Source organism: Streptomyces sp. NPDC088812 (genome assembly GCF_044750285.1).
GTDB lineage: Bacteria > Actinomycetota > Actinomycetes > Streptomycetales > Streptomycetaceae > Streptomyces.
Genome location: NZ_JBIVJP010000008.1, coordinates 190,742 through 216,344, shown reverse-complemented (window position 1 = coordinate 216,344; position 25,603 = coordinate 190,742). Strand labels below are relative to the sequence as shown.

The following is a 25,603-nucleotide window of genomic DNA, read 5'->3' as shown; positions in this document are numbered from 1 at the left end:
ATGGCAGACGCACCCGTCCCGTAAACGTCGCGCGAAGGTCCCGCGAAGCCGGGGCGGGTGGTCACGGGTTCCGCGTCACCTCGTCGTGCGAGCTCCCTCTCATCCGGCGCCCCGAGCGCCGCCCCAGCCCTTAGACTCCCTCGCGTGACACGCTGCGGGACGGTTGGCAAGATGGCCCGAGCGGTCGGCAAGGTGCGGTAACAGGGAGGAAGCGACTCGTGAGCAGCAGGCCATCCCGAGGCGCTGCTCGCCTCGCAGCCATACTCGACGCACTTCCCGACGCGTTGTTGCTGGTCAACGCCAACGGGACCGTCGTGAACGCGAACACGATCGCGTTGGAGGCGTTCGAGGCGCCCGGTACCGCGCTCGTCGGCCGGGGGCTCCTCGATCTGCTGCCGCAGTTCGACTCCAAGCTGATCCCGGGGTCCATGCGGCGGCCCGACCACATGGATCCGCGCGGCCGGACCAAGCCGACGCGGATGGTCGCCCGGCGGACGGACGGCAGCGAGTTCCCCGTCGAGGTCACCAGCGCGAACCTGGAGAACGGGCAGCAGGCCTACGACAGCTACGGCTACGCCAGCGACGAGCTGCTCATGCTCGTCGTACGCGACCTGTCGGGAACCGTCGACACCGAGGCGGAGCTGGCGCGTTCCCAGCGGCAGACCGAGATGATCCTGCGGGCCGCGTCCGAGGGGGTCGTGGGGACGGACACCGACGGGCGGATCGTGCTCGTCAATCCGGCCGCCGCGCAGATCCTGGGCTACCGGGCGAGCGATCTCGGCGGCAAGGAGCTGCACACGCTCATGCTGCACTCGCGCGCCGACGGCTCCCCCTTCCCGTACGACGAGTCGCCGCTCGCCGACACCCTGCGGTCCGGCCGCAAGCACCGGGTGCGCGGACAGGTGGTGTGGTCGAAGTCGGGGGACAAGGTCTCCGTCGATCTGACGACCGCGCCCGTGCGGGACGGCGACCAGCTCGTCGGTGCCGTGATGACCTTCACCGACCGGCGGCCCGTCGACACCCTCGCCGAGGAGAAGGACGCCCTCGAGAAGAAGCACGCCGACGAGCTGGAGACGCTCTCCGAGGAACACGCCTCCGACCTCACCGCCCTGCGCCAGCAGCACGTCACCGAGCTCGAGGAACTGCGCGAGCGGCACGCGGAGGAGCTGTCCGCCGGCGAGGAGCGCTACGCCGCCCTGGGGGAGCGGGAGAAGGACCGGTACGAGGCCCTCGCCGCCCGGCACGAGCAGTTGCTGACCCTGCTGGGGCGGTCGCTGCGCGGGCCCCTCGACGAGCTGCGCCGCGAGCTGTCCGCGCTCGCCGCGGACGACGCCGGGCAGCTGTGGCCCGAGGCCAACCAGGTGCTGCACCACCTCTCGGCGGGCTACGCGCGCATCACCACCCTCATCGACAACGTCCTCGGCTACCAGCGGCTCGACGCCGGCAGTGAGGGCATCCACCGTACGAAGGTGATGCTCGACGCCGTCGTCGCCGCCGGTGTCGACGGGGCCGTCGAGCTCGTCGGGCCGGGGCGGGTGCAGTTCGCGGTGCACGCGCCGCCCATCGAGGCCGAGGTCGACGCGCGGCTCCTCGCGACCGCGCTCGCGCACCTGGTGGCCGATGTCGCGGGCGTCGACGCCACCGGCAACGCGCCCGTCTCGGCGGGCGGTTACATGGACAACACGGTCGTGGTCGCCGCCGCGCAGCGCGGCGAGGTGGTCCGGATCGAGGTACGCGGGCCGTACTCCGGGGGCGACCCGGTGCACGAGCCGATCGTGCGCGGGATCGTGCGGGCGCACGGCGGTGTGCTCCAGACGCACGAGGTGCCGGGGATGAGCGGCAACGCGTACGTCCTCGAAGTGCCGTTGGGCGGGGGCGCGGGGGCGGTCGCCGCCGGGCAGGCCGCCGTGGTCGGCGGTGGCGCGTTCGCCCTGCCGGCGGCGGGCGAGGCACCGGTCCAGGGCCCGGTGCCGGCGATGACGTCCGAGATCGCGGTAGCGGGCGCCGCGGAGGGTGCCGAGGCCGGGCACGGTTCCGGCGCGGGGCGGCGGCGGGCCCGGCGGTCGTCCGTCGACGCCTTCCTGGAGAGCGAGGTCGCGGGCGCGGGCGCCGGTGCGGCCGACGGTGCCGAGGCGGAGTCCGTCGCGCCGACCGGACGGCGTCGCCGGCGTGCCCTGGCCGCCGACGAGGTGCCGGCCGCCGGTCCGGTGGACGACGTGGAGGCTCCCGGCGGAACCGGTGGAGCCGGAGGAGCTGGAGGAACCGGGCGGCGGCGTGGGCGACCGGCCGAACCGGCCGGTCAGGGCGCCGGTCAGGGCGGCGGCCCCGGCACCGGAGTGGCCGAGGGAGCCGTCGTGACGGCCGCCGAACATGCGGCGGGCACGGCGGCGTCGGGTACGGGCCTCGGCGGCACCGTTCCGCCGCAGGGAGTGCCCCAGCCCGCCGTACGTCGGGCCGCGGACGAACCACAGGCCCTGCCGGCCGCCCTGCCCGCGGTCGCGGGCGGCGAGGCGCCGGATCCCGCGGAGGGCGCGGAGCCGACGGGACGCCGACGGCGCGCGCTGGCCGCGGCGACGGAACGGGCCGCCGCGCAGGAGGCGGGGCCCCGTACGGTGTTCGCCCTGCCGCCGGCCGAGGCGGACCGGGCGTCCGACGGACCGGACGGTGCCGTAGAGGCGCGGGCCGTGGGGCAGGTTGCGGGGCAGGCCGTGGGGCAGGTTCCGGCCACCGTGCCGCCCGGGTCCTCTCCCGTGCCGCCCGGGGCCTCTCCCGTGCCGCCGGGGGTCACCGCGGTTCCCCTCGCCGGGCAGCCGCTTCCGATTCCCGGTCAGCCGGTGCCTCTTCCCGGTCATCCGGTGCCTCTTCCCGGTCAATCGGTACCGGTTACCGGTCAGCGGGTGCCCGTTCCCGGTCAGCCGGTGCCGGTTCCCGGTCAGCCGGTTCCTGTTCCCGTTCCCGGTCAGCTGCCGGTGCCGGGGCAGGTGCCCGTTCCGCCGCAGGGCGTGGCGCCCGTTCAGGGCGGGGCGCCCGTTCAGGGCGGGGCGCCCGTTCAGGGCGGGGCCGAGGACGCGTCGAACGACCACGGCCGGCACGACGCCGTACCGCACGACCAGGACGACGACCACACGCCGCCGCAGCCGCATCCGACGAACGCTCCGACCGGCCGTCGGCGCCGGGCGGTCACCCCGCCGACGGCGGAGGCGGCCCAGGTGGAGGGGCAGCCCCAGGTCCAGGACGGTGCCGGTCGAGCGGTGCCCGTGCCGGGACAGCGGGCCGCGGTCGGGCAGCAGCCCGGCGGGGCCGGTGAGGCGACTCGTGCGCAGGGTGGCGTGACCGGAGGCGGGCAAGCCGTGCCCGTCCCCGCGCAGCCGGTTCCCGGTCAGCCGGTGCCCGCGCGACCGTTGCCCGGACAGCCCTCGCCCCCGCAGCCCCTGCCGGAGCCGTCGGCCGCCGGTCAGCCGGTGCCCGGACAGCCGGCCGCCCTCGCTCAGCCCGCGGGCGCTCCGCTGCCGCCGGCGTCGGGGCAGACCGGCGTGCCCGTGCAGGACTCCGCCCAGGCCCCGGTCGTACAGACCCCCGCCGTACAGGCTCCCGGCGCACAGGCTCCCGCAGGCCGGCCGCCCGCTCCGGGGCAGCCCCTGCCCGCCGAAGCGGTCCCGGCTGCCGCGGCCGAGGTCCCCGCTGTGCCCGCCCCGGGCACCGCGCCGTCGAGCACCAACACCCCGAGCACGGGCACCCCGCTCCCGCCCGAGGCCGTCGCACAGGCACAGGCGCAGGCGCAGGCACCAGCGCAAGCACCGGCACAGACGTCGGCGCAGACGCGGGCCGCGCAGCCGTTGCCCGCCGAATCCGCGGCGGTTGCGGCGGCCGCGGCAGCAGCCGCAGCCGCCGCGGGCGTGGACCCCAACTCCACGCAGGGCCGGTCGATCAGCGTCCGCACGCTCGGCCAGGGCGTGCCCTTCACCCGCCAGGCCGCCCAGGTCCAGCAGGTCCCGCAGGTCCCGCAGGCGCAGGTGCCCCCGGCCACGGCCACCCCGGCCCCGCACTCCCCCGGCGGTTCAGGGCGGCGGCGCAAGCTGGGCACGCCGCCCGGCCCGGACGCGCGACCGGAGCAGACGGCCCGTCCGCACCCGTCGGCCGAGCAGCCCGCCGTACCGCAGCCCGGTGTGCCGAAGGCGCCGGTGCCGCAGGTCTCCGAGCCCCGGGCGTCCGTGCCGCGGGCCGCCGGGCCCCAGGCAGCGGCGGCGCCCGTCGCTCCGCAGCCGGCCGTGCCGCAGCCGTCCCTCGCGGGGCAGCCGCTGCCCGGGCAGCCGCCGGCCGGACCGGCGCGGCCCGCGCCCGGGACCGAGGGCGTCGGCCGGTCGTACGCCATAGGGGCGCCGGACGAGAACGCCGCCGAGGGGCCCGAACCGCTCGACGGGCCGGGCGGTGCCGTCGAGGTGGCGGACCCGCCGCGGCCGCAGCCGATGGACGACGAACTGCCGCCGGAGCCGTTGGACAACCCGCGCCGGCTGCTGGTGTGGCCGGCTCCGGACGTGAGCACCCAGCAGGCGCTCAGCGACCGCGGCTACCGGCCCGTCATCGTGCACTCGCGCGAGGAGGTCGACGCGCAGATCGCCGCCTTCCCGGCCGCGCTGTTCGTGGACCCGCTGACCGGACCGATCACGCGGACCGCCTTGCAGTCGCTGCGGCAGGCCGCGGTGGCCGCCGAGGTTCCGGTGCTCGTCACGGCCGGGCTCGGACAGGCCTCGCGCGACGCGGCGTACGGCGCCGATCCCGCCGTTCTGCTGAAGGCGCTCGCCCCGCGGGACAGTGAGCAGCATCCGCCGCGGGTGCTGCTGATCGAGGAGCACGCGGAGATAGCGCTGGCGCTGACCGCGACGCTGGAGCGGCGCGGGATGCAGGTGGCGCGGGCGGCGAGCGACGCGGACGCGGTCACGCTCGCCTCGCAGCTGCGGCCGAACCTGGTGGTGATGGACCTGATGCAGGTGCACCGGGGCCGGGCCGGGATCGTCGACTGGCTGCGGGCGAACCAGCAGCTCAACCGCACCCCGCTGGTCGTCTACACGGCCGCCGTCGACCAGGCGGACCTGCCCCGGCTGGCCTCCGGCGAGACGGTGCTGTTCCTCGCGGAGCGGTCCACCAGCGCGGAGGTCCAGTCCCGGATCGTGGACCTGCTCGCGCGGATCGGCACCAACTGAGCGCGCGCGCTGCGTCCAGCGGCACGCCGGAGAGCTAGAGCGCGACCAGCCTGCGGGCCGCCTCCTTCACGGAGGCGCGCAGGCGGGCGCGGTCGTCGTCCTCGCCGCCCACCAGGATGCGGCTCATCTGCGGTACGGCGGTGGCCCAGTTCGCCAGGGCGACCAGCAGGAACATCAGGTCGCGGGCCGGGATCGCGTCGCTGATCACCCCGCGGTCCTGACCGTCCTGGACGGCGGCGACCTTGCGGGCGTAGTGCTCCTGCCGTTCCGTCTCGTCGGGCAGGTCGGCGGTGCCGTACTCGATGCCCTCCCAGTAGAGGAGGCGCAGGAGTGCGGGGTGGGTGGCGTGGTAGTCCATCAGCCGGTCCATCCAGCCCTCGACGTCGTCCGGGTCGACGGGGACGGAGGCGGCGAGGTCCACCATGCAGCGGCCGAGGACCTGGGTGAACAGCTCCGCCTTGTTGCCGAAGTACGCGTAGATGAGCTGCTTGTTGGCCCTGGCCTCGGCGGCGATGCGGTCGATGCGGGCGCCCGCGATGCCGTACCGGGCGAACTCGGCGACGGCGGCCTCGAAGATGCGCGCCTTGGTGGCCTCGGGGTCGCGAGGGGTGGTGCCGCGGGGGCTGCTCGTTGCCATGGGGACATGGTAGCCACGCCAGGCAACCAACTAGTTGGTTGACAGGGAATGGACGGCCGTTCGAGACTGTTCCTCCTCTCGTCCAACCAACTGGTTGGTTGTCACTGCTCGGCACTCAGCGCCGACTCGAAGGAGCATCCGCCGCCATGCCGTCCGCCACCCCGCAGCAGACCCGACAGGCCCCGCAGGCCCCGGGGGTCCAGGACACCGAGCAGGGCCGCACGGCCCGGTCGGCCCCGGCGCCCGTCCAGGGCACCGGCCTCTTCTCCGGCCGCCTGTTCCTCCCCCTCATCGCCCTGTGCACCGCCGTGACGGCCGGCAACATCTACGTCGCGGCCCCGCTGCTCCCCCTCATCGCCCGGGACTTCGGCTCCACGTCGTCGGCGGTGGCCTGGATCGCCTCGGTCGCCCAGTTCGGCTACGCCGCCGGCCTGCTCTTCTTCGCCCCGCTCGGGGACCGTGTCAACCGGCGCCCGCTGGTCGCCGTGCTGTCCCTCGTCGCCGCGGCCGCGCTGGTCGCCGGCGCCCTGGCCTCGGGGACCACGGCGCTCGCCGCCGCCGTGCTCATCGCCTCCGCGGCGACCGTCGTCCCGCAGCTGCTCGTCCCGCTGGTCGCCGAACGCGCCCCCGCCCACCACCGCGCCCGCCATGTCGCCGCGGTCGTCGCCGGGCTGTTCACCGGCATCGTCGCGGCCCGCGTCCTCGGCGGACTCGCCGGACAGGCCTTCGGCTGGCGCACGGTGTTCGTCGGCGCGGCCGTCCTCACCACCGCGCTCGGCCTGCTGACCGCCGCCGCCCTGCCCTCCGAACGCGGCCGACGGCGCGCAGGCGGGCTCTTCACCGGCCTGCGCGACATGCCGGGCCTGGTGCGCCACTCGTCCGACCTGTGGCGGGCGTGCGTGCGGCAGGCCGGCATGTACGGCGCCTGGAGCGCCCTGTGGACCTCGCTGGCGCTGCTGCTGACCGGCCGGCCCTACGGCCTGTCCACCGCGACCGCCGGACTCTTCGGCCTCTTCGGCCTCGCCGCCAGCTTCGTCGCACCGCTCGCCGGCGGCCTGGTGGACCGCTTCGGCGCCGCCAAGGTCGTCCGCACCGCGTACCTGCTCGCCGCCGTGTCCGTGCCGCTGTTCTGGCTGGGCGGCCAGGTGATGCCGGCGCTCTTCGTGGCCGCGATCGCCATCCACGCGGCCCTCGTCGCCTCCCACGTCGCCAACCAGACCCTCGCCCTCACCACCACCTCCGAGCCGGCCACCGCCAACAGCGCCTACGTCGTCGCGGGCTTCGCCGGCGGCGCCACCGCCTCGGCCCTGGCCGGCCTCGCCTTCACCCACTGGGGCTGGAGCGGCGTGGTCGCGGTGGCCGGGGTGTGGCTGGCGGTGGGGTGGGGGACCACCGCGGTACGGCGGTGACGGTGGGGCCGTGACGGTACGGCCGTGACATCGGCACCCTGATGCACAGCAGCCACTGGGCAGGCCTTTGAAAGGCCCGCGCCCAGTGGCTGTGCGCCGTTCAGTTGCCGTGCGCCGCTCAGTGGCCATGCGCCGTGCAGTGGCCGTACGCGCCGTTCAAGGGCGCCGTATGCGCCGTGCAATGGCCTTATGCGCCGTTCAAGGGCCGCCGCTCACGGCTGCGCGCCCCCTGGCCGCGCGCCGTTCAGAGCCGCGTGACGTCCAGCGTCCCCTCCGCGTACTGCCGGCGCAGCACCTTCTTGTCGAACTTGCCCACGCTCGTCTTCGGAACCGCCTCGATGATCGTCCAGCGCTCCGGGAGCTGCCACTTGGCGATCTTGCCCTCCTGGGCGAGGAAGGCGCGCAGGGTCTCGAAGTCGGCGGTGGAGCCCTCCTTCAGCACGACCGTGGCCAGCGGGCGTTCGCCCCACTTGTCGTCGGGGACGGCGACGACGGCCGCCTCGGTGACGTCCGGGTGGGACATCAGCGCGTTCTCCAGCTCGACGGACGAGATCCACTCGCCGCCGGACTTGATGACGTCCTTGGCGCGGTCGGTGAGGGTGAGGAAGCCGTCGGGGGAGATGATGCCGACGTCGCCCGTCTTCAGCCAGCCGTCCTCGCTGAACTTGTCGGCGGGACGCAGGGGGTCGGCGTCGGGGCCGTTGTAGTAGGCGCCGGCGATCCAGGAACCGCGGACCTCCAGTTCGCCCGCGGACTCGCCGTCCCAGGGGAGGCGTTCGCCGCCGGGGCCGGTGAGGCGGGCCTCGACGCCGGCCGGGAAGCGGCCCTGGGTAAGGCGGTAGGCGAACTCCTCGTCGGTGCCGACCGCGTGGGCCGGCGGGCGGGCGATGGTGCCGAGCGGGGAGGTCTCCGTCATGCCCCACGCGTGGCAGACGCGCATGCCGAGGTCGTCGAAGGCCGTCATCAGGGAGGGCGGACAGGCCGAGCCGCCGATGGTGACCTGGGTGAGGGAGGAGACGTCGCGGGGCCTGGTGGTCAGTTCCGCGAGCAGTCCCTGCCAGATGGTGGGCACGGCGGCGGCGTGGGTCGGCTTCTCCGACTCGATCATCTCGGCGAGCGGCGCGGGCTGGAGGAAGCGGTCCGGCATCAGCATGTTCACGCCGGTCATGAAGGTGGCGTGCGGCAGGCCCCAGGCGTTGACGTGGAACTGGGGCACGACGACCAGTGAGGTGTCCTGGTCGGTCAGGCCCATCGACTGGGCCATGTTGACCTGCATGGAGTGCAGGTAGATCGAACGGTGGCTGTAGACCACGCCCTTGGGGTCGCCGGTCGTGCCGGAGGTGTAGCACATCGCGGCGGCCTGGCGTTCGTCCAGCTCGGGCCAGTCGTAGGAGGTCGGCTTGCCGGCGATGAGGTCCTCGTACTCGTGCACCCGCGCGCTCGCGCCCGCGAGGAGGGAGCGGTCGCCGGGGCCGGTCACGACCACGTGCTCGACCGTCTTCAGGTGCGGGAGCAGCGGGGCCAGCAGCGGCAGCAGCGACCCGTTGGCGATCACGACCTTGTCGGCCGCGTGATGGACGATCCAGATGAGCTGCTCGGGGGGCAGGCGCAGATTGAGGGTGTGCAGGACCGCGCCCATGGAGGGAATCGCGAAGTAGGCCTCGACGTGCTCGGCGTTGTTCCAGGCCAGGGTCGCGACCCGGTCGTCGCCGACCACCCCGAGGTCCTCGCGCAGGGCGTGCGCCAGCTGGGCCGCGCGGGCGCCGATCTCGGCGTAGGAGCGGCGCTGCGGGGCGCCCTCGCCGGTCCAGGTGGTCACCTGCGAGGTGCCGTGGATCGTCGACCCGTGGGTCAGGATCCTCGAGATCAGCAGCGGTACGTCCTGCATGGTGCTCAGCACGGCGTCCTCCCAGGTGCGGCGACATTGCCTACGCGGTGGTAACGGTTGCGCTGATTCTGCGCACATACCGCGCGGTATGTCACTAGGAGGCGCCGATCGATCAGGTCACGTTCGGGGCGCGGCGCGGGAAGCGTCCGCGCCGGGCCGTCTCACCGGACGACGTCCAGTTCGGGGTCCTCGCGGAGCTTGCCGAGGGCGCGGGACACCGCCGACTTCACCGTGCCCACCGAGACGCCGAGCACGTCCGCGGTCTGCGCCTCGCTGAGATCCTCGTAGTACCTGAGGACCACCATCGCCCGCTGCCGGGAGGGCAGCTTCATGATCGCCCGCCACATCGCGTCGTGCAGCGCCTGCCGCTCGGCCGGATCGTCGCCCCCGGGCTGCGGCTCCGGCTCGGGCAGCTCGTCGCAGGCGAACTCGTCGACCTTGCGCTTGCGCCACTGCGAGGTGCGCGTGTTCAGCAGGGCCCGGCGGACGTAGCCGTCGAGCGCCCGGTGGTCCTCGATCCGTTCCCATGCGACGTACGTCTTGGCGAGCGCGGTCTGCAGCAGGTCCTCCGCGTCGCTCGGGTTCGCCGTCAGCGACCGGGCGGTGCGCAGCAGCACCGGCTGACGGGCCCTGACGTACGACGAGAAGGACGGGTACGGGGAGGGCCGCGTCATGCCCTTCGAGGCGCTGGTGCAGACGGGTGTGGTCATGACTCCACGCTAGGAGCCGCCCCGGCACCGCGGATCGCCCGCAGGTGCCGAAGCGGAGTCCCCCTCAGGTTGTAGGAGTGGGGCCCGCCCCACCTCCTGAGGGTGGACGAGCGGGAGAGGCGCACCGGGGTTCACCCCTGGGGGGCGCCGACCACCGGAAGCCGGCCGGGGTCGGCTGCCGGGACCGACGGGGCCCGACAGGGGGCCGCCGCGGTGGCCGGGGGGCCGGGGGGGCGCCGCGAGTGGCCGGGGACGGCCGGGGGGCCGCTGCGGGTGGCTGCGGGCGGCCGGCGAGCCACCGCGGGTGCCGCCGCGGGTGCCGCCGCGAGTGGCGCCGCGGGGGGCCGCCGCGGGGGGCCGCCGCGGGGGCCCGCCGCGAGTGGCGCCGCGAGTGGTTGTTGGCCGCCGTGAGCCGGAAGCCGTCACCGCGGCGGAACGCGCCTGCGCGGCGGTACCGAAGTACCGCCGCGCAGGAACGCGTTCACCCCACGAAGCACACCCGACACGAAGGTCGGCGGGCCGGGCACCGACCCCTCAGGTCATGCGGGTCACACCCACAGCGGGGCGAAGGTGAGCACCACGTTGCCGTTGCCCTGGTTGACGGAGGTGAAGGCGGAGTCGTCGACCTGCGCGGTGTTGCTCTGGTTCGAGGCCCCCGACCCGACCGCGTTCTGCTGCGTGGTGGAGGAGTTGCCGTTGTTGTCGTCACCGACGCCGCTGCCCACGACGCTGGCGACACCCGCGTTCGATCCGTCGTCCGCGAAGCCTCCGTTGTCCGCCGCCGCGACGCCGGTGAACAGGGCGACTGCCAGCGGAAGGGCGGAGACGGCGGCGATGACGCGGGCGGTACGGATGCTTGCCATGTTGTTCCTCCAGAACCATGGATGAGGGTTTTCCGCCAGGCAGTTGGCCGACCGTCCCGGCGCTGAGACGACGTCGCGAGACCAGAGTTGCCCACCGCATCCCGGCGAACCACCTCGGACGGCGCCATTCGCACGCAAGCGTGATGACAAGTCGATAAACCCCTTGCGCCACTTTTCCTGCCCGGCACACCGCGACCCCGGGCAAGCCGGACACTCCACTCCCCAAGCCCCCCAAGAGGTGAAGCGTTCCGTCATCTTTCCGTCCGGTTCGAGCCGCCTTCGGCGCGTCGCCCCCCACCCCCTTCCCTTTCTCGAACGTGCATACGAACATGATTCCATGGCCACCACCGACCGGCACTCCCGGCAGGCCACCCCGCCGGCCCTCGCCCACGCCCTGGCGGCCGCCGAACGCGGCCTGGCCGTCATCCCCCTGTCCCGGACGAAACTCCCGGCCCTGCGCTCCCCCCACCGCGACGACCCGGCCGCCCCGCGCTGCCACGGCGAGTGCGGCCGCCCGGGCCACGGCGTGTACGACGCCACCTCCGACCCGGCGCGCCTGCGCGCACTGTTCGCCGCCGCCCCCTGGGCCACCGGCTACGGCATCGCCTGCGGCCTGCCCCCGCACCACCTGATCGGCGTCGACCTGGACACCAAGCCCGGCGCGGACTCCACGGCCGCCCTGCGCGAACTGGCCCTTCGCCACCTCTTCACGATCCCGCCCACGGTTGTCGTCCTCACCCCGTCCGGCGGCCGCCACCTCTGGCTCACCGGCCCACCGGACGTCCCCGTCCCCAACTCGGCCGGCCGCCTCGCCCCCGGCATCGACATCCGGGGCGCCGGCGGCTACCTCGTCGGCCCCGGCTCCCGCACCGCACACGGCGTGTACGCCAGCGCCCCCGGCACCGCGCACCTCGCCCCCGCGCGCTGCCCGCGCGCCCTCCTGCTCCTTCTGCTCCCTCCGCCCCGCCCGCACCCCTCCACGCCCCCGACGGCGGGCGGCGCCCACGGGCGCGGCCTGGTCCGGTTCGTCCTCGCCGCCCACGAGGGCCAGCGCAACACCCGGCTGTTCTGGGCGGCCTGCCGGGCCTACGAGGACGGCATCGGCCCGGCCCTCGCCGAGCCCCTCGTCGCCGCGGCCGTCCGCACCGGACTGACGGAGCACGAGGCACGCGCGACGGTGGCATCGGCACGACGCCTGGCGGGGTGAGGACAGGACACCTGACGGGAGGGGAGGGCAAAGCACCTGACAGGGGAGGGCAAGACACCTGACGGCGGGACGGCGGGAAACCTGGGGAGAGACTGCGGGAAACCTGACAGGAGGGAGGACGGGAGACCTGACGGGGGCGAGGACGGGAGACCTGACGGGGCGAGGCACGGGACGGCGCCTGCCCCCGCCGCCGTCCGCGTCACCGCTCCCTCGACGCCCTTCTGCCGGCGGACCGCCACTCGCGGTCGAGGATCGCGTGCACGACGGAATCCCGCCAGGCCCCGGCCTTCAGCACGTGCTCGCGGATCACACCCTCCTCGACCATGCCGACGGCCGCCATCGTGCGGGCGGAGGCTTCGTTGAGGGGCGACCTCGCTCCCCAGACGCGGTGCAGGCCCAGGTCCTCGAACCCGACGCCGAGCAGCAGCCGCACCGTCTCCACGCCGTACCCGACGCCCCAGGCGTCCGGCCGCAGGGCGAAGCCGATGGCGGCCCCGCCCTGCTGGTGCGGGTCGGTGGCCAGACGCCCGAACCCGATCAGCCGGTCCGTCGCCCGCTCGACCACGGCGAGCGCGTACTCGGTGCGCGGGGTCGCGGTCGCGGCGGCGACGGACCGGCTCAGGATCCGGGCGACCTGGTCACGGGTGCGCGGCTCGAACGACAGGTGCGCGGTCGCCTCGGGGCTGCCGTACACGGCGTGCACCGCGTCGACGTCGCCGACGGCGAGCTCCCGGAGGCTCAGCCGTGCACCGGAGCGGATGACCGGATACATGCCGGGAGCTTACCCACGGCGGGCCGGGCACGCCCCCGCCCACCGCACCGGATCCGGGATGCGCGGCCCGTTCACGGTGCTGACGGAGTCCGAGCCGCCGGCCCCGGTCAACCGGCTTCCGGTGCGGTGTACGAGAAGTCGTACGCCGCCCAGTCGGTGAGCGTCCGATAACCGAGGCGCTGGTAGAGGGCGTTGCTGGTGGGGTTGGACAGGTCCGCGAACAGGACCGCGTCCCTCGCGCCCGCGGCCAGCGCGGCCCGGCTCACCTCCGCCGTCACGGCGCCCGCGTAGCCGCGACCGCGCAGGTGGGCCGGGGTGTAGACGATGTCCACCTGGATCTGGCCACCGATCAGCGGGTTCATGCCCGCGATGGAGACGGGCGTGCCGTCCGGGGTCTCCCAGAGCGTGTAGCGCTTGTCGGCGAAGCGCGTGTCGGCCCATGTGCCGGCGTCGATGGAGACGTCCTCCCCGACGGCCTTGGCGAACTCGCCGCACCAGAACATGACTTGCTCAAGGTCCTGCTCGCCCAGGATGCGGCCTCGGCCAGCCGGCAGCGGCTCGGGTGGGGTGAGCGTGCCGAGGCGGTACAGACGGAGCCGCGTGTCGCGGAGTTCGGGCGTCGCCCCGGTGTACCGCTGCCACGCCTCGGCGAAAGCGGCGGCGGTGCCGTGGTCCGCATTGGCGGAGGGAAGGGCGTGCCCGAGGGCGGCCAGGCGAGCGGCGAGGGAGTCGGCCTGCTCGGGTGAGAGAGGGGAGAGGCCCACACCACGGGGCGGAAGGTGGTGGAAGGTGGCGTGGACCTCGCCCGCTCGCTCCAGCGCCCCGAAGACCGGAGCTCCGGTGCCGAACGCCTCCGCCCCACGCGCGCGCACTCTCTCGGCCCACGTCAGCTGCATGACGTGCGGGCCGGGCCGTGAGCGCAGGAAGTCTCCGGCTCGGGCGAGGAAGTCGTTCACGTCGTCGGTGAGGTGCCAGTCATCGGGTCGCATGTTTCATGCTTTCCCACGCCGCAGACCCGCGCCCCTGATTTCCCCTTCGCGACGGACCCGCCTCGAGGCGAGATGGGCGGGCCAACACGGAAGGGGCACCCCTCCGGAGAGGGGCACCCCTTCTGACCTGCATCGCTCATGACCTGCGCGGAGGCGGTGGGATTTGAACCCACGGTGACATCGCTGCCACGACGGTTTTCAAGACCGTTCCCTTCGGCCGCTCAGGCAACTCGCCTACGCTGCCACCTACCTGGGGCGGAGTGGGTTCAGCACTCCCGCCTCACGCACTGCGCGGGGTCCGTGGTCCACACGGGGTCCACTGGCCCGCTTCCGCCACCAGAGCTGGCCGTCTGAGGACGCAACGGTCGACTGCCCAGCCCATACACCCCCGACGCCCCCGGCAGAAACACCGGCAGCACCCGGAAACGCCGAGAAGAAGTCCACGGCCACGCATAAGAAGAGACTCTGGCTTGTGGGCCAGAGTCTCCCTGCGCGTCCGCAGATGTCTTTTACACGGGGTCTCCGTGTGATTGCTCTAGTCGGTCCTGAAAGGTGATGGAGCGACTAGGTAGATTTGTTCCTGTGCTAAGTGATCAAGCCTGTCCCCGGGTGAACCGCACGATCCCGATGATGAAAAGGGTCAGCCCGATCGTGGCGAGCACCCCCGTGGTACCGGCCTGGTAGTACGAGACCTTCTCCATCGTGCGATGGAGACCGGCCGCGAAGACTCCGCCGAGGAGCCCCACGAGGAGGATGATCGCGGTCTCGTACTTCCGCATCTTCTTGGACTTGTCGTCGTCCTCGTTACCGCCGCCGTTACCGACGTTGCCAGTACCCGGACCCTGCGTGCTGCCGCGTGCCGCACTCATTGCAACCGATCCTTCTCAGTCGCCTACGAGGTGAGCTGTCGGGTTCGGGCCGGTTGAGTTGCCCGGCCGCGCCCCTGGGCGGGAACGCGACTTCACCCCTAGCCGGCACCAGCGATTGACGCTGGCTTCGGCACATACCTTGGGTCCCCCGATCCTGCCTGGTCCGTGTGAAGCGACTGGGCATCCGAACGGCGGCAGGACTCGGCGTTCCGCCCGGACGGCCCCACCGTTCCTGTGATGGGGACTTGTCGTGATGACGGATCTTGACTCACCGATGACCGAAAATCCCAATCGATTCCGGGATTTGTGGCAATGCTCACCACCGACACCGAGCATCATGACAATCACACTAATCTACGCAGCTCAAACGGAGGTTGACGGTCCGGCAGATCCGGTCGACAAGAGGCCCAGGTGGAGGCTCATACACGCGCGTAGACGATCCAGGGCTACCGCGCGGCACAGCTTCCTGTGGCGTGAAGGGCGCCGGTAGGATCCGAGCGCATCTCCGGGGGGGTGCAGGGGCGGCTCCGGGCGCGTGTCAACAACTTGGGGGCCCTGCCCCGGAGTAAGAGCCTGCGCGGACATGGGCTGGCGCCCGTGGACCGGTGCACGGACAACCGACCACTGGCCACGGCAACGCCCTGACCGAATCCCGTGAAACGGCCGCCCCCCCATCCGTACGGAATCACGCGACAGCGTCGTAGCTCGGCTGAATGATCTTGGCGGACCGCTACCCATGCACCCAACGAGGCGGCATCATGATCTAGCGCCTTGATCGGCATGTCACTACGAGCGTGGGGGGACCATGTACTTCAGTGAGCGTTTTCAGATCGAGTACGAGGCGGCGTTCGACTGGTTCGACCCAATTCTCGAAAACGACACACTGCTCTTCGTAGACCCCTTCCTTATCTTCGCAGACACGGACGCAGACTGGCAGCGAGCGTACGGCGAAATCATGGATTATTTCCAGTCTGCTTTTAAACTCCTCGCGAGCAGCAAACTCAACCCCAAGCATCAGTACTTCAAGCGCACACTGTCCCTTATGGAGTTCCCGGAACCGCGCGAATTTCGTCTAGGGTTCGCAAGCAAGAGCAGCGAGGGATCTGGATCCGGTCCCGGCCTCGCCAAAAAGGTGGTCGACGCGATGAGCCAAGCCATCCGCCGGGGAATAGACGATATCGAGCACTTCGAAGAGCTGGGAATCCTGGTATCGGGAATCAATAAGGATCGCATCTCGGATATCACCTGCAACCTCCTAAAACCGCGCCTCATCAAGTACACTCAGGACATTTGCCACACCTTCGACGTCCCCATGGAAGTCCGCAAGATTCGGCACAGCCATTACGACGAGTCGCGATCGCGCTGGATGGACGCCGAACATCTCGTCCCCGTAGATCCCGAAACGGACAAGCCCGTCCTGCTCGTGCCGAAGCGATTCTTGCGCGAACTTCCAACACTTTCGTCCGATAACTGGGGCGACTTCTTGGACACCTCGCTCAGGGACGATCTCAACATCAAAATCTCCCAGGGAATGAAAAAGAACGAGATTATTGCCCTGGCCCGCACCCATCCGGATGCGGTCCGCCGTTGGGTGCAGTACATGCAGGAGCGTGGATCGAGCGCCTACGATGTCGACTCAGACCCGATGCTGCATGTCAACTGGCAGCGTCTCGCACGCGAAGCGGTAAACGCATCACCAATCGAGGAGAAGCCCCACATCTCTAACGAGGAAGACCTTCTCTCGTTCGCTCACACGGCAATCGATCACTTCCGAGACTGGGTAGAGAAGAAGGGAGGGTGGCGCGTTTTCTGGCGAGACATGCAGGAACTCAAGTCTATCCCTGAGCCGAACATGCAACTCCTCTTCCTTGGAGTTCTAGAACGCTACTGCGCCCAAGCAGGAGTTCGCTTGGACCGTGAAGTAGAGACTGGTAGAGGCCCAGTTGACTTTACGTTCACCTCAGCCGGCGGTATTCGCGTACTGCTGGAAATGAAGAAGCTCACGCATGGCGAGTTCTGGCACGGGCTTCGCACTCAAACGCCGATCTACATGGTAAGTCAGGACGTTAGGCATGCCATCTTCCTAACCGTTCGCGATTCCATGAGTAAGCCAATGAGAGAGCGCTGGATGAAGCTTGACCTAGAAGCAACTGCGGCGAGTGAAGCTAATTCATGCACGATCGAAGTGGCCCGCATCGACATCATGCCGAAGGATTCTGCGAGTAAATCCTGACGAACCTTCACCCCAGTGTCACGAGTTCCTGATGCGGCACGCTGCGGCAGGCATAGTCGGTCTCGCTAGAGCCACGGACGAAGCGTTATTGACTCTGGCTCCGCAGTCCGTTGGCAGCGCGGCCCAGCCACTGCGCGAAGGACCGGTGCTGCACGATGGCGTTCGCACGGCTGCACCCGTTATGACCCACCAGTGACATCAACGGCGTCGGACGCCAGCACCCCAGGAGGTTTCGGCTGACCAGCGCGGCCGGGCCCCCGTCGATGCCGCACAGTGATCGAACTCCTAAAGCGGGGTAGTGGCGTCGACGGCCCCTGATGCGGTGCAGGCGCAAGAAGAGCGTGGTTGAGGCCGGTGGAGTACAGCGAGGCACAGGCGTGCGCGGTCGGTCGCTGCAGCCGATGTGGCTGACCGTCGCCAGTGGCATCTCGTCAAAGTGACGAGAAAAAAGCCGAAAGCGCACCCTCGCCGGATCGGTCTGAGATCCTGGAGACCGATCGAGAGGGGCCGCAGGTATGGAGTGGAAGACCCACGGTGAGCGCCAGATCTACACCAACAAGTGGGTGAATCTGTGTCTGGTCGACGTCCAACAGCCTGACGGGCGCAGGTGGGAGTACCACGTCGTTCGCCTCCGGCACCTGGCCGTGGCCGCCGTGGTCAACGACCGGCAAGAGGTGCTGATGATGTGGCGGCATCGCTTCATCACAGACTCGTGGGCCTGGGAGTTGCCCATGGGTCTGGTCGAAGAGGGCGAGTCCCCGGAAGAGGCAGCGGCCCGTGAAGTCCTGGAAGAGACAGGCTGGCGGCCTGGTCCCATCAAGCCCCTGATCTACGCGGAGCCGGCCAACGGCATCACCGACTCACAGCATCACGTCTTCCGCGCGGACGGGGCCACCTACGTCGGCCCGCCCACAGAGAAGAACGAGTCCGACCGCATCGAGTGGATACCCCTCAGCGAGATCCGCGGCATGATCGACCGCCGCGAGATCGTCAGCAGCGGATCCCTCGTCGGTCTCCTCTACCTGCTCATGGATGAGGCGATCCGCTGACCGGTGGGAGGACTGCCCGTAGCCGTGCCTCGAAGGCCAGGGCTACGGGCTCTTGCCTGTGTGGGGCCAACTGGTCGTAGAACTCCCTGAGGTGGCCTGACACCCGCTCGGAGGCCACTGCCGACGCGGATTCCAGGGCCTGCGTGGCGGTGCTGCACGCCTGGTCGAGCTTGCCCTGGTCCAGCTGCGTGCGGGCCAGCCAGAACGCGTGGAAGGCGCGGCCGCGCTGGTTGGTGCGGTCTTCCCTGCGCAGCGCATCCGCGATCAGAGGTTCCGCGGTCGCTGCCTCGCCCAGTCGGCCGTGGGCAATGCCCGTGTCCACAATCAGCTTCGGTTCGTCGAAGTAGGTCACCCATGCCGGGTCCGGGTCACTCGCCTGGATCTGCTCGAACTGGCTGTGCGCCTCGGCGAGGGCCCGGTGAGTCGACGTCCGGTTGCCGAGAGTGGCATGGGCGAAGGCTTCACGCATGGACAACATCGACAGGACGCGCGGCGTGGTGCCGAGCGCTGAGCGGGCCTGGTCCTGGGCGGCGGTCACGAGTGCCAAGGAGTCCGTGGGCTTGTCCTGGTAGGTCGCCTGCAAGCTCATGCAGGCGAGGACGTTGGCCATGAACTGCCGGTCGTCGATCTGCTTGGCCAGTTGGAGGGCCTCAGTGAAGTACGCGCGGGCCTGGCTGTACTGGCGGGCGTCGAAGTAGGTCCAGCCTGTGAGGCGTGCCAGCTCGGCCGCGATCCCGTAGAGCCCGTTCTGGATGGACGGCGGCCGATTTTCCTTCAGCAGTCCGACCACGTAGCGGAGCTGGCCGACGATGGCCGGCCGGAGAGCCTCGCCGCCGTGCTGGTCGTCTCGTCGCCAGTAGTCCTCGATCGAGGATCGGAAGGCTTCAAGCGTGGCTGTGCTGAGGCTGGTCCGCGTCGCCAACGCAAGGATGCTGTCGACGTCCGGCCCAGGGAGAGAAGCGGGTGGCTGCTGCTCCGGCTCCTGGTCCTCCTGCGGCGCCTCCCGCTCGGTGACGACGAGAGCCTGCGGCGTCTCCCAGGGGCGGCGGGCCAGACCGAGCATGCCTCCGGGGATGCGCAAGCCGTCCGAGATGCGCTCGATCACGTCCATGTGCAGCAGCTGGCGTCGACCGGCGATGACCTCGCCGACTCGGCTGGGTGTCAGCTCGCATCGCCTAGCGATCATCGACGGATAGATACCCGCCCGGACTTTGACCAGCCGGAAGACTCTGGCGAAGTCGCGTACCCGACATGCATCGATCATCTCGGGATCGGTCAGCAGCCTGGCAGGTAACTCCTGCGGCCGGGATGCGTCGGGCATCGGGCTGGCTCCCACACTGCCAGGGCTACGGAACGTCGCCGATTCTCTACTTCCGGCGATGTTACCCAAGTTGGGTAATCAGCCTGACCTTTTAGCGGAGGTGCCTGAATCGCGATGCTCCTCTGCATGGCGAGCAATCAGCAGACCCGACCAGGCCTCGGTGCACTGGCGAAGGACAACGCCAACGGACGCATCGGGGTCGTCATGGGTGCAGTCGGCGGCCGTGTCCAGATGCGGCCGACACAGGGCGGCAGGGAGTGGGACGCCATGCCGGACGACGTGGTGTCGCTCAGCGCGCGAGAGGAACTGAGCGCACGCCTGGCCGCACGGAACGACGACAGCCGGGTCGGGCTGTGATGCGCGCTGTCGGCCGATACGCGGGGGTCCTGTTCATCATCTGCATCAGCGGTTCGTGCGGCCTGGTGATCGGCATGGCCCTCGGCATCAGCCATTAGACCGGCCGCCCCGGACGGGTTCCGTATTCGGCTCCCCGCCCCCGTCCGGGGCCGGCCTCCAGCCTCCCTTGATCGCCCGTCCTCCGGGCTCGGCGACTAGGGCGGGCGGCAAGTGCGACGCTCCACCTCACACAAGGAGACTGCACATGACGGCAACGGCGAACGACCAGAGGACCGGTCGCGCGGTGGCAGGTGAGGACCTCTTCGAGAGCCTCGCCCACTTCGTGGTCGTCCACGACGGGCAAACGCCCGAGCGTGCCGAGCGCATCGCGGACCAGGCGGTGGCCTTCGTGGTCACGGCGGCTACGGCCACCGTCCCCATGGTCCCGTCGGACGACGTGGACCTGGGCCTGCACGCGCTCATCCTGCACACGAAGGAGTACGCGCGGCTGTGCGAGCGGTACGCAGGCCGCTTCCTGCACCACAACCCGAAGCCGGGTGGAGGCCCCCGTGACCCGGAGATGGTCACGGCCTCGGCTCGCGCCGTGAAGGCGGCCGGGTTCGTGGTCTTCGACGACCTGTGGACCGTGAACGGCGAGAACCTCGCGCAGTGCGACTCGGACTGCGGCCGTCCCTACGGCCAGTAAGAGCACCCGACAACAGGAACGCGGCCGGCCTCCGCTCACGGCCGGCCGCGTTCACCCGGAAGGAGAAAAGAGAACGGTGTCCGGCTCGACCCCTGAACTGCCGATCGTGGTGCTCGACGCGCTCATGCCCACGACGCAGCGCCTGGTCATCAATCGTCGGGGCTCCACGATCTGGGAAGTGGAGGGGCCTCGAGGGCACTACGCCGTGAAGCTCGGTTACCCGATCGAGGCCACGGCCGAATGGTCCGCCCAGCCCTGGACCGCTCTCGCGCCCGCGCGTGAGGGCGCCGTGCTCCATCGCCTCGGCTTCGACGAGATCGCCTACGGCGAGTGGGAGAGCGGCACGTGGAACTTCCAGCCATGGCGTGAGGGCCCCGACCTCTACCAGCTGTGGGAGCCCTGCCGCAGGCCGGATTCGTCGATCACCCCGCACACAAGTGTGGCGCTGGGGTGCGTCGAAGCCCTGGCCGAACTCCACTCGAAGGGGTGGGCCCACGGTGATGTGCAGCCGGCGCACTTCATCATCGGACCGGAGCGGACGCACCTGATCGACCTGGCCCTTGCCCAGGGTGGACAGGTGCCCAAGGGGTACGACTTCCCGTTCCGCGGCTGCCTCGTGCACTACGAGGCACCGGAGATCGCGCGCAGCGTGCTCGACACGGGGGAAGCCGAGCCGACGCAGGAAGCCGACGTCTACGCCCTTGGCGCCTCCCTGCTCATCTCCGCCACCGGCTGGCGAGCGGTCGAGTACCCGGACGATGCTCCCCGCGCCGAGCAGAGAGAAGCCGTGGCGAACGGCAGACGTCGCCCCGTGAAGGCACCCGGTGAGCTGGGCGAACTGATCGACGCGATGCTCAGCCACGCCCCGGAGGACCGGCCGACGATCTACGAGGTGGGCAAAGCCCTGAGCTGATCCCGAAGCCCGCTCGCCGAACGCCCCTGAGCGGCGGCGGCCGACAACAAGAGACCGGACCACCCCTCAGCCTGGACAGCATTCCGGGTGGTCCGGTCGTGGAAGCCCTGATCAGGACCCCGGTGCCGATGGTACCGGGGCGGTCGGCGTGCCCGAACGCGGGTGCGACCACACAAACCCGGTCTCCTGTTGTCGAGTTGGAGAGGATGACCCTTGCAGCACGGCCGACGAAACCACGGTTCTGGCCTCAGCCACCGAAAGTCAGCCACGGCGGCGGGTGCGCCGAACGAGCACCCGCCACGTATGCCTCCAGCAACCCCGTACCGGCCTCAGCCACGCTTCTCCAATGCGTCACGGCCTGCGCCTACTCTGACCTGCGCGTTGTCGACGCACGCACGCCGCTTCGTCCGGCCTCGTGGCTCCGCTTTCAGGACAGCGGCGGTGGCACGGTGCGGTCGCGCTCAACACGTCTCGGCCTGGTCCTGGTGCTCGGGCTGGTCGGGTTGCTTGCCGCTCTGGCTGTCCGTGTTGGCGGTGTTGCGCGCTGAGTGGCCGGGGGCCGCCGGAGCGGTGGCGGAGACAGGGAGCGGCGGCGGCCCGCGGCCGCCAGCGCGCGCGGGCCGCCGTAGGCGGGCCGCCTTGATCCAGTAAAGAAACTCTGAACAGCTCCGCAGGGCAGGGCATCGGTCGAGCAGCGCGCGGGACACGCGACCACACCGTGAACACGCTCCGGACCTGCATCAGAGGCCCCGCCGGCCACGCCATCAAGTAGTGCCCCGGCGGTTCGAGCTAGCACGTACGCAACGACGGCACGGCGGCAATCGGGGAGCGATGACCGAGCACATACAGGACAACGAAACGGGGTTGACCAGCATTTACGTCGGGGACATGGAACAGGTGACCGCGCTGATCAAAGACATGCGGGCCATGATCGGTCGCCTCAGTAGGGAAACCAGAGAGCTGCGAGAGGAAGTGGCCAATCTCCGGGCTACGGCTTCGCCTGCTGGGCAGCCTTCAGCTCCTCGACCTCGCGCCGCAGTTCCTGATGATCAGCGCTGAGGGCACGGATCTCGTCTCGTAGTGCCGTGAGCATTTCAGCGAGGGTGGCGCCGGCGGCTTCAGCGTCGTCGGGCCTTCCCTCCGCTCGCTCTGCCTGGCCAGGCTTCTCGCCCTTGTTCGCCAGATACCAGGCCGGTGCGGTGTAGCCCACCGAAAACTCGCCGCCGCCATCGTGGTCTGCGACGAAGCTGCCCCGACCATGGATTGTGTAGACCAAGCCCTCGTCACGCAGCACGTTGAGTGCGGACCGAATGGTCATGTTGGCAACGCCAAAGCGTTCCTGTAGCTCGCGGATGGCCGGCATCTGCTCGCCCGGCTTGATCCGCCCCTGCAAGATGTCGCGCCGAAGCTCGTCGGCAGCGTGCTGATACGGCGGCCGACGGTCCTGCTTGCTCTCTGGCGGGGGGCTCATGGCCCAAGAGTAACGAGTCCTAGCACGCCTAGCACACCCCACTGACATAGGTGTCCCATGTCAGATGACACCTAGCTCACCACGCTCACTTGACACTGCTAGGTCAGCTATGTTCAATGGTGATCACGCTTCACCGCCCCGGCGCAGCGCAACCGAAAGGACTCAACTCCCATGGCACGCATCCGTGTTGGCCTTCTCCCCACCTCGTCGTTCATGGTCGGCACCCTGCCGGTGCCGAAGTACGCGGACGCCGAGAAGACGCAGTTCGCGACCGACCGTGAGACCGGCGCGAAGCTCTACACGATCACCCTCTTCTTCATGGAGGAGGGCCGCGCCGAAGCCCTGAAGATCACCGTCCCGGAGACCGGTCTCCCCAACGGCCTCCGGCCCGGTGTCCCGGTCATGCCGGTGGAGCTGTTCGCCACCCCGTGGGCGCGCATCTTCAACGGCTCGCTGTCGGACGGCATCGCCTACCGCGCCGATCGGCTGGACCTGGTCGCCCCGACCGCTGAGGCGGCGTGAGCGACACGGCTTACCGGTCCGGTGCTGAGCGCAGCTACCCGCTGCCTCACGCCGGGCCGGGTGCCCAGTTCACCGAATCGCTCGTGAACTCGGTGGCGGCTGTCCTCGTCGCCTCCGGCTACCCCCGCCTCGGCTCCCCCGCGGATCGGGCGGCCCTCGAATCGGCCCTCGTGACCTTCCTCTACAACCCGCAGGAGAACCACGCGTGAAAGCTCAGAACGCCCCGGCTGAAGGGATCGTCAGCCACACGCCCCTCGTCGTCGTCCTGGTGCTCGCCGTGATCGTCGGCTGGGCGGTGTGGTGGGTAGTCCGCTACCTGCGCGCCGACACCATGACCCGACAGTCCATCCAGCAGGCCGTCCGTGTGCGGTGGGGCTGGAAGCGGCTGGCACCGATGCTCAAGCTGTCGGCCACGGACAAGACCCCGACCGCGATGGCAACGCTGGCGAACACGAGCGGCAAGCCCATCAAGCCGCGCATCCTCATACCGGCTCTGAAGGTGACGCACGACGCGTATGGAGTGATCGCGCGGGCTCAGTGCCTGCCCGGCGTGGGCCTCGAACAGTTCCAGAAGGCTGCCCCACATCTGGCGGACGCCTGGCGGTGCACACGAGTGGCTGTAACGCAGGACCGGCCGGGGCAAGTCATCATCCGGGGCGTGCGCCTGGACCCGCTGAAGTTCCCCACCGAGCACCGCCCCACGGGTGACGTGCCGGACGAGACCGCTCGGTGGGACCTGGGTGTGGACGAGTACGCCCAACCGGTGTCCGTGAACCTCACGCAGGTCCCCGGCGTGACCGTGGCCGGCCTGCCCGGCTTCGGGAAGACCAGTCTGGTCAACCGGCTTCTGTCGGACTGGGCTCCCTCGCCCGCGGTGCAGTTCGCCTGCGCGGACGGCAAGGTGTCGGCTGCGTACGAGGGCGACTACGCCGACTGGGTACAGCGCATGTTCGCCTTCGTGGGCGATGACCTGGAAGAAGCCAACAAGCTGTTCCGTCACCTCGTGGAGCTTCGCCGTGCCCGGTCGGCCTCGGTGCGCTCGGTGCTCGGCGTGAAGTCCATGTGGGACGTCGGGCCGTCCGACCGCTGGCCGCTGGTCGTGCTGATCGTCGACGAAGCCCACACCTACTTCCGAGACCACAAGGGCAGCGACGCGAAAACCAAGAAGCTCGCCGCGCTGGCCGCCGAGAACGCCCGGCTCGTCGAAGACCTGGTGAAGAAGGGCCGTTCCGTGGGCCTGCTCGTCATCCTGACTACCCAGAAGTCCACCGGCGACGCGATCCCGACCTTCATTCGGGACGTCTGCCCTGTGGGCCTGAGCTTCGCGCAGAAGACCGCTGAAGCCGCCGTGGCCGCGCTCGGCGAGGAGATCCGGGAATGGCCGGATGCCAACCCGATCAACCTCCAGGACCCCACCTATGTCGGCGTCGCGTCCATGAACCACCAGTCCCAACCGGGCTTCACCCGCATCCGCACGCCGTACGTGCCGGACGCCGACGCGGCCCGCATCGCCGAGCAGACCGCGGGCCTCACCGCTGACCCGCGCACCCTCCTCGAAGCCGTCCTCGGCCCTTCCACGAGGGACCTGGACCTGATCAAGGCCGACGCCGAAGCAATCTGATCACCTCTGGCCCTGCACGCTCACGACGCCACCCGAGAGGAGGTGAACACCCATGACAGAGGACCGGATCACTCAGCGCACGATCACCGCCGTCATGATCGTCATTGCCGCTCTGGCGTTCGTCTTCTCCTTCGGCAACGTCTGGTCTCTCGCCCTCCGCCTGGGCGTCCCGGCCCCGATCGCACCGCTCATCGCTCCGATGGTGGACCTGTCCGTGGTCGGCCTCCTGGTCGCCCTGCGCTACCTCTCCCTCCGGGGCCTGCCCGCCGAACAGATGACGGCGGCCACCCGGCTCATGCACTTCTCCGGACTGCTGACCCTGGCTCTCAACGTCGCCGAGCCCGTCGCCGCCGGCCACTACGGCCGAGCCGCAGTCGACGCCGTGGCTCCGCTGCTCCTCCTCGGCTGGGGAACCGTCGGCCCGCAGCTCCTACGCGCCTTCCACGCAGTCACCCGCCCGGCCGACTCGGACTCAGCCGCGGACGAAATACGGCCGGAAGCCGATACGACGCCCGAACCGGCCGCCCCGATGCCCCTGCCCGTCACACCAGAACAGACCCTCGTACCGGTCGCTCCCGTCGTCGTCGCCCCGGCTCCCGCCTCGCCTGCGATCAAGGTGCCTGAGCCACTGCTGACCGAAGCACGCTCGATCGCCGCGTCCCACCACACCGAGCACGGCGAACCCATCACAGCGGCCCAGCTCAAGACGCGACTCGGCATCGGCCTGTCCATGGCCACTGCCCTCCACGCGGCCCTGTAGGACCGCGCACTCCGCCGGCCGTCCCGGCATCTCCCCCCGTCGCCCGCTCCTGGGCTCGACCTGTCATGCCTGCGGGCAGCAGCCCGAGCGCACTGAATCGCTGCTGCCCGCAGGTCTCACCCTCGC

The 25,603-nt window shown here is 70.5% G+C and carries 21 protein-coding genes, 1 tRNA gene and 1 riboswitch; of the genes, 12 read left to right on the top strand and 10 right to left on the bottom strand.

All coding sequences use genetic code 11. From position 1 onward, the window contains the following. Positions 1 to 218 precede the first annotated feature (218 nt). The gene (locus ACIP67_RS16565; protein WP_401692379.1) at positions 219 to 5,201 is read left to right on the top strand and encodes a PAS domain-containing protein; all 4,983 of its coding nucleotides are present in this window, start codon (positions 219 to 221) and stop codon (positions 5,199 to 5,201) included. A 34-nt stretch (positions 5,202 to 5,235) separates the two neighbouring features. Here the strand turns inward: ACIP67_RS16565 and ACIP67_RS16560 are convergent, their stop codons facing one another. Continuing rightward, positions 5,236 to 5,838, bottom strand: coding sequence for a TetR family transcriptional regulator (locus ACIP67_RS16560; protein ID WP_401692378.1), 603 nt, complete (start codon positions 5,836 to 5,838; stop codon positions 5,236 to 5,238). Between the two features lie 146 nt (positions 5,839 to 5,984). Here ACIP67_RS16560 and ACIP67_RS16555 point away from each other — a divergent pair, with 146 nt between their 5' ends. After that, entirely contained in the window at positions 5,985 to 7,247 is a 1,263-nt protein-coding gene (locus ACIP67_RS16555) for an MFS transporter (protein WP_401692377.1), read from the top strand. A 244-nt stretch (positions 7,248 to 7,491) separates the two neighbouring features. On the opposite strand, the gene ACIP67_RS16550 is transcribed toward ACIP67_RS16555, so the two are convergent. The 3 genes from ACIP67_RS16550 to ACIP67_RS16540 all read right to left on the bottom strand — a co-directional run bounded on the left by ACIP67_RS16550 (position 7,492) and on the right by ACIP67_RS16540 (position 10,708). Next, positions 7,492 to 9,135: a long-chain fatty acid--CoA ligase gene (locus ACIP67_RS16550; protein ID WP_401692519.1), complete on the bottom strand. Its 1,644-nt coding sequence runs from the start codon at positions 9,133 to 9,135 to the stop codon at positions 7,492 to 7,494. A 161-nt stretch (positions 9,136 to 9,296) separates the two neighbouring features. Continuing rightward, positions 9,297 to 9,845: a SigE family RNA polymerase sigma factor gene (locus ACIP67_RS16545; protein ID WP_401692375.1), complete on the bottom strand. Its 549-nt coding sequence runs from the start codon at positions 9,843 to 9,845 to the stop codon at positions 9,297 to 9,299. A gap of 548 nt (positions 9,846 to 10,393) precedes the next feature. After that, positions 10,394 to 10,708 carry a hypothetical protein gene (locus tag ACIP67_RS16540; protein ID WP_401692373.1) on the bottom strand — a complete coding sequence of 105 codons (315 nt, stop codon included), beginning with the start codon at positions 10,706 to 10,708 and terminating at the stop codon, positions 10,394 to 10,396. Positions 10,709 to 11,045: 337 nt separating this feature from the next. On the opposite strand from ACIP67_RS16540, the gene ACIP67_RS16535 reads away from it, so the two are divergent. Then, positions 11,046 to 11,915 carry a bifunctional DNA primase/polymerase gene (locus tag ACIP67_RS16535; protein ID WP_401692372.1) on the top strand — a complete coding sequence of 290 codons (870 nt, stop codon included), beginning with the start codon at positions 11,046 to 11,048 and terminating at the stop codon, positions 11,913 to 11,915. Positions 11,916 to 12,114: 199 nt separating this feature from the next. Here ACIP67_RS16535 and ACIP67_RS16530 read toward each other — a convergent pair whose 3' ends face one another. The 4 genes from ACIP67_RS16530 to ACIP67_RS16515 form a co-directional block, all read right to left on the bottom strand. Beyond that, on the bottom strand, positions 12,115 to 12,687 hold the full coding sequence (locus ACIP67_RS16530; protein ID WP_401692370.1) for a GNAT family N-acetyltransferase: 573 nt from the start codon (positions 12,685 to 12,687) through the stop codon (positions 12,115 to 12,117). 107 nt (positions 12,688 to 12,794) lie between these two features. Then, positions 12,795 to 13,676, bottom strand: coding sequence for a GNAT family N-acetyltransferase (locus ACIP67_RS16525; RefSeq protein ID WP_401692369.1), 882 nt, complete (start codon positions 13,674 to 13,676; stop codon positions 12,795 to 12,797). Positions 13,677 to 13,824: 148 nt separating this feature from the next. Further along, positions 13,825 to 13,914, bottom strand: a tRNA-Ser gene (locus ACIP67_RS16520). Between the two features lie 355 nt (positions 13,915 to 14,269). Continuing rightward, on the bottom strand, positions 14,270 to 14,545 hold the full coding sequence (locus ACIP67_RS16515; RefSeq protein ID WP_401692368.1) for a hypothetical protein: 276 nt from the start codon (positions 14,543 to 14,545) through the stop codon (positions 14,270 to 14,272). Positions 14,546 to 14,550: 5 nt separating this feature from the next. Further along, positions 14,551 to 14,738: riboswitch (cyclic di-AMP (ydaO/yuaA leader) on the bottom strand. Positions 14,739 to 15,350: 612 nt separating this feature from the next. On the opposite strand from ACIP67_RS16515, the gene ACIP67_RS16510 reads away from it, so the two are divergent. Together ACIP67_RS16510 and ACIP67_RS16505 are read left to right on the top strand one after the other, a co-directional pair. Continuing rightward, on the top strand, positions 15,351 to 16,778 hold the full coding sequence (locus ACIP67_RS16510; RefSeq protein WP_401692366.1) for a hypothetical protein: 1,428 nt from the start codon (positions 15,351 to 15,353) through the stop codon (positions 16,776 to 16,778). A 515-nt stretch (positions 16,779 to 17,293) separates the two neighbouring features. Next, complete coding sequence (locus tag ACIP67_RS16505) at positions 17,294 to 17,827, top strand: NUDIX hydrolase (RefSeq protein WP_385079403.1); 534 nt, start codon at positions 17,294 to 17,296, stop codon at positions 17,825 to 17,827. Here the strand turns inward: ACIP67_RS16505 and ACIP67_RS16500 are convergent. After that, positions 17,805 to 19,148, bottom strand: coding sequence for a hypothetical protein (locus tag ACIP67_RS16500; protein ID WP_401692364.1), 1,344 nt, complete (start codon positions 19,146 to 19,148; stop codon positions 17,805 to 17,807). The genes ACIP67_RS16505 and ACIP67_RS16500 overlap by 23 nt on opposite strands. A 126-nt stretch (positions 19,149 to 19,274) precedes the next feature. On the opposite strand from ACIP67_RS16500, the gene ACIP67_RS16495 reads away from it, so the two are divergent. The 3 genes from ACIP67_RS16495 (at position 19,275) to ACIP67_RS16485 (ending at position 21,103) form a co-directional block, all read left to right on the top strand. Further along, positions 19,275 to 19,505, top strand: a complete 231-nt coding sequence (locus tag ACIP67_RS16495) for a hypothetical protein (protein WP_401692363.1) — start codon at positions 19,275 to 19,277, stop codon at positions 19,503 to 19,505. Between the two features lie 244 nt (positions 19,506 to 19,749). Next, positions 19,750 to 20,190 carry a glycine-rich domain-containing protein gene (locus tag ACIP67_RS16490; RefSeq protein WP_385079394.1) on the top strand — a complete coding sequence of 147 codons (441 nt, stop codon included), beginning with the start codon at positions 19,750 to 19,752 and terminating at the stop codon, positions 20,188 to 20,190. Positions 20,191 to 20,266: 76 nt separating this feature from the next. Further along, positions 20,267 to 21,103: a protein kinase gene (locus ACIP67_RS16485; RefSeq protein WP_401692362.1), complete on the top strand. Its 837-nt coding sequence runs from the start codon at positions 20,267 to 20,269 to the stop codon at positions 21,101 to 21,103. A 988-nt stretch (positions 21,104 to 22,091) separates the two neighbouring features. Here ACIP67_RS16485 and ACIP67_RS16480 read toward each other — a convergent pair. Further along, positions 22,092 to 22,574 carry a GntR family transcriptional regulator gene (locus tag ACIP67_RS16480; protein WP_401692360.1) on the bottom strand — a complete coding sequence of 161 codons (483 nt, stop codon included), beginning with the start codon at positions 22,572 to 22,574 and terminating at the stop codon, positions 22,092 to 22,094. A gap of 171 nt (positions 22,575 to 22,745) precedes the next feature. On the opposite strand from ACIP67_RS16480, the gene ACIP67_RS16475 reads away from it, so the two are divergent. From ACIP67_RS16475 to ACIP67_RS16460, 4 genes are read left to right on the top strand one after another with little or no spacing between them, the layout of a single operon-like run. Then, a complete protein-coding gene (locus tag ACIP67_RS16475) occupies positions 22,746 to 23,096 on the top strand; it encodes a hypothetical protein (protein ID WP_385063683.1) in 351 nt (116 codons plus the stop codon). Next, a complete protein-coding gene (locus tag ACIP67_RS16470; RefSeq protein WP_401692359.1) occupies positions 23,093 to 23,305 on the top strand; it encodes a hypothetical protein in 213 nt (70 codons plus the stop codon). The genes ACIP67_RS16475 and ACIP67_RS16470 overlap by 4 nt, the downstream gene beginning before the upstream one ends. 56 nt (positions 23,306 to 23,361) lie before the next feature. After that, positions 23,362 to 24,717 (top strand): cell division protein FtsK, encoded by a 1,356-nt coding sequence (locus tag ACIP67_RS16465; protein WP_401692518.1) that lies wholly within the window; start codon positions 23,362 to 23,364, stop codon positions 24,715 to 24,717. Between the two features lie 52 nt (positions 24,718 to 24,769). Further along, the gene (locus ACIP67_RS16460; RefSeq protein ID WP_401692358.1) at positions 24,770 to 25,477 is read left to right on the top strand and encodes a DUF2637 domain-containing protein; all 708 of its coding nucleotides are present in this window, start codon (positions 24,770 to 24,772) and stop codon (positions 25,475 to 25,477) included. Positions 25,478 to 25,603: the final 126 nt, after the last annotated feature.